The 4,033-nt window shown below is 57.1% G+C and carries 4 protein-coding genes; 1 reads left to right on the forward strand and 3 read right to left on the reverse strand.

The window, feature by feature from the left end:
* Positions 1 to 250, forward strand: a 250-nt coding sequence (locus tag VGE80_RS06365) for a hypothetical protein (RefSeq protein ID WP_440592071.1), incomplete at its 5' end; no start/stop codon positions are given.
* Between the two features lie 164 nt (positions 251 to 414).
* Here VGE80_RS06365 and VGE80_RS06370 read toward each other — a convergent pair.
* The 3 genes from VGE80_RS06370 to VGE80_RS06380 all read right to left on the reverse strand — a co-directional run bounded on the left by VGE80_RS06370 (position 415) and on the right by VGE80_RS06380 (position 3,923).
* Entirely contained in the window at positions 415 to 909 is a 495-nt protein-coding gene (locus VGE80_RS06370) for a DUF2314 domain-containing protein (RefSeq protein ID WP_440592072.1), read from the reverse strand.
* Between the two features lie 333 nt (positions 910 to 1,242).
* Positions 1,243 to 2,577: a tetratricopeptide repeat protein gene (locus tag VGE80_RS06375; RefSeq protein WP_440592073.1), complete on the reverse strand. Its 1,335-nt coding sequence runs from the start codon at positions 2,575 to 2,577 to the stop codon at positions 1,243 to 1,245.
* Positions 2,574 to 3,923: an AAA family ATPase gene (locus tag VGE80_RS06380; RefSeq protein ID WP_440592074.1), complete on the reverse strand. Its 1,350-nt coding sequence runs from the start codon at positions 3,921 to 3,923 to the stop codon at positions 2,574 to 2,576. The genes VGE80_RS06375 and VGE80_RS06380 overlap by 4 nt, the downstream gene beginning before the upstream one ends.
* Between the last annotated feature and the right edge of the window lie 110 nt (positions 3,924 to 4,033).

Here is a 4,033-nt window from a genome sequence, read left to right on the forward strand (position 1 = left end):
GAAAGAATACGCCTTGCCAAAGCTGGAAGATTGGGACCAATTTGAAGGGTTCGTGATGGCTCTGCAGAAGTTAGGATGGACCCCGACCAAGAAGTTCCATGGTCCTGATGCGCGTTGCTGGGCATTCACTCGAGATGCAGACTCGCTGTGGCTTGTCTTCAACGACATACTTGGTGGCTCCCTGAAATCTGAGAACCAGGCGATGGACCTGGAAACTGTGGCAGCTCAGCTTAATTCCGCTTTCCCATAGCAAAGGATAAAAGGCCGAATAGGGACCGCATGATTGCGGTAATCTGCTGACGCTGTCGCTCGGCCATAATCTTTCTGTTGCTATTGTCGGCTTATCCGCACGCAATGGATTCTCTGTTCCTTGCAGAAATATCGCGACGGATGCTGCGGCGATTGGATGTTGCGTTACTCGGGGTAGTCGGCGTAGATCAGGGGTGGGGCGTGGTCGGGTTCCCGTTCGGCGAGGACGCGGATGGTGTAGCCCCCGTAGCATTTTCCGTTTTCGTGGATCATCCAGTCCGACACGGCAGACCGATCGACTTTGACGGTGTCTCCGAACTTGAGACGCGCGATTTCGACGGGGTCATTTGCGCAGGTCGCGGTAATCTGGTTGGGGTCAATCTTGATGGGAGTAAACCAGATGTGTTCCAGTCCATCGTGATCTGTTTTGAGGCCCAGTTTGATGCTGTAACCTTCAATATCCAGCCGCTGCCAGTTCTTTTCGAACTGGTGGAATGTCTCCTTGGCTTTCTGCATCGCCGCGTTCATTTCCTCGTCGGAGTCTTCGATCCGTGTCACTCGATGCGGAACGTCGGGAAGCTGGTTCCGCGTGTCGCAGCCAGTGGTGAATACCACGGACAGGGACATGGACAGGAACATTGCGGTTGTGACGTATCTCAATGGAATCTCCTCAATCAATAAGTCATTTGGCCGACACTTCCACCCCCAGGAGCCGGACTCCTTCGTCGTCCCCTTCCCTCCTGGCTGCTGTACCGTCGATTCTGGACCTTACCGTCGATTCCGCCGAGACAGTCGATTCTGCTACTGAGGATTCTGCAATTGGCGACGCTGCCACCGTCTTCTCTGCTAGCGGCTCGTCTGCACCGGTGGGGAACGCTTGTCGTGTCCTTGGGCTTGGGGAAGGCTGCCACTTCGAATTGACGACCAGCGACGGACTAACTCTGTGGCGAGGCAGATACCTGAATCGGTTCGAAGCGGAACGGGCGTGTTCACTCAGCTTCGACCTGATCTGAGACTCGATCCGGCACTGAGCCAGGTTGAGAGGACGATTCCCCAGACGGAATATCGGAACCACTGTGATGATTTTGCCCCCGCAGCTCTGATGTGCTGTTCCAGTTCCTGAGGGAGTGTTGGCTCACGCAGGACCGGGTTGATTCTGTTTGCGAAATCCCAGGTCGTGTAGGTCGCCATCAGAATGCAGATCGCGACGCCCAATGTGTAGACGGCGAACAGCGTTCGATGTTCAGGACTCTGCCGAAAGGTGGCGGACAGCGGTAGCATCAGCCCCAGATACAACAGTCCCGTTTTCCAGAAGACCGGGGCGATTGCGAGGTCGTAAAGGAAAGAGACCGAAGCGACCAGCAGACCCAGGAGCAGGCAGGCCCCGATCAGCATTGATTCCAGGCGTTCGCTCGGACTGAGAATCAGCCGGCCGAACGAATCCATTTGCAGGACCAGATTGAACAACGAGGGTGCGGTCCAGGTCATCCAGACAAACAGTACGTAGGCAATCGCCAGGGGACCGGCAAGTGGCTGAAGTAAGGGGGCCATTCGCATGAGGCTTGTGAGGGCGAACTGGCCGAAAACCATTCCCAGGACCAGGGCGAATCGGACATTGGGAGGGAAGCGGGTCATCCAGAGAAAGAATTTCAGTAACCAGCCGTAAAGGAAGAACCGCCCCTTCATGGCTTCTACCATGCCCAGCCGCGCCCACTCCAGATTCGGTTCCAGCCGTAAGGCTTCGCGAAAATGCGTCGCGGCGTCAGCAGGAAGCCCCTGGTGCAGTTTCGTCCATCCCTGATTGGCGTGCGTGACGGCGTCCTCGGGATTCCTGCTCAGCGTGGCGTCGATGGACTGGCCGGCCTCGTCTTTACGACCGAGATTGACGAGTGCAACGGCGCGCATGTTATTGCAGTTGACGTGATCCGGGTCACATTCCAGCCCTTGTTCGGCCGCCTCCAGCGCTTGCGTCCAGCGATATTGTCCCGCTTCGATGCTCGCCAGAATACCGAAGTGATCTGCGTCCCAGGGTTCGAGGCGAATGGCTTCTTCAATTGCTGTCCGGGCTTCTTTCCAGCGCCGCCGATGTCGCTGGATTGCTGCGAGTGCATAGAAGCCTAAGGCCTGTTGCGGTGCCTCCCCGATCGCGGCTTCCGCTTCCGTGATCGCTTCGTCCAGCTTGTCCTGCATGTACAGGCACAGGGCGAGCAACGCGTGCGCGGTGGGCGCATCGGTCCCTTCCGCCAGGGCCAACCGCAGCTCGTCCTCGGCCAGGCTGTAGCGATGCTGCTGGTACAGAAGTTGCGCACGACTGATGTGGATGCTCATTTGAGTTTCAAGTACTTGAGGATATCGTCGTACAGACCACCCTGGTTGGAATACAGCGCATAATTGCGGGCTGACGTGAACCATTCTTTTGTCGAGGGTTTCAGGCTGGCGGCTGCGGAAACCAGATCCCCGGTTGTGATGGGAATGGGCCGCATTGTTTTCATTGCTTCCCGCAGCTTTGCTTCGACCGTCTGATCGACGATGGCCTTCATGTCAGCCCCGGAGAAGTCCTTTGTTTTTCGAGCCACCTGTCCGTGGTCAATGGTCTCGACCGGCTTGCCCGTGAGGTGCAATCGCAGGATGTCTGCGCGAGCCGGTTCATCGGGTGGTGGAACGAACAGGATACGGTCGAATCGGCCGGGACGCCGAAATGCCGGATCCAGGTGCCAGGGTGCGTTGGTCGCTGCCAGAATCAACACCCCTTCATTCGACGATTTGGCGCCGTCGAGTTCCGCCAGGAACTGATTCACCAGATGCCGTGAGGCACTCGTCTTCATATCTGTACGACTGGCACCCAGGGCATCCACTTCGTCGAAGAAGAGGACACACGGCTGATGCGACCTGGCATAGTCGAAGAGCTCGTGCAGCTTCTTCTCGCTGTTTCCGATCCACATATCCAGGACATCGTTGATCCCGATGCAGATAAATTCGGCATTGATCTCGCCCGCCGTGGCGCGTGCAAGGTGCGTCTTGCCGCAGCCCGGGGGGCCGTACATCAGGATTCCGCCGCCGATCGTCTTCCCGTAGGCAGCGAACATCTCGCGATGCTGCAGCGGGTAGATAATCTTCATGCGGATTTCTTCTTTGAGGGCGTCCATGCCGCCGACCGACCCAAAGTTGATCTTCGGGCGCTCGACGGAACTGAGGGACGGCGACGAGGAGTCGTCTTCGCCGTTCCAGGCCGCTCGGACTTTCCCCTCGACGACGTCTGACTTTTCATCGGCGTCGACTCCCAGTTCGGCAGCGAAGACAGGGTCGCGCAGCGATTCGTCCTCGCTGACGGCGCGACGGTACTCCGTCACCGCGAACTCAATATCCCCCTGTTGAAAGAGTAATCGCGAATGGAGCAGGTAGGCGGCTGCGGGGGTATCGCGTTCTTTAATCAGTTGTTCGACGATCACAATCGCGTGGGACGATTTTCCCTGTTGCTCAAACGCGCGCGCCAGTCCCAGCTTCAGTTCCGCATTGTTCCGATCGCGAGAGAGGGCTTCGCGGAATTCCTGTTCGGCTTCATCCGCGCGCCCGAAACCCAGCAGCGTCTCTGCCAGCAGTTTTCGCAGAGGGACGTTGTCGGGTGTCTGAGCAAGGGCCTCTCGCAAACCGCGAATGCTGTCATCTCCAGCCAAGATGGATTCTTTCCTTAAGAAGGTCGCCAATCTTATTTTGATCAGGTCTGCAGCAATGTATCAATTTCTAACAGATCTGGTAGCATGTCTCACAATAGAACCCTGTATTT

It is taken from the genome of Schlesneria sp., assembly GCF_036405755.1.
Lineage (GTDB): Bacteria > Planctomycetota > Planctomycetia > Planctomycetales > Planctomycetaceae > Schlesneria > Schlesneria sphaerica.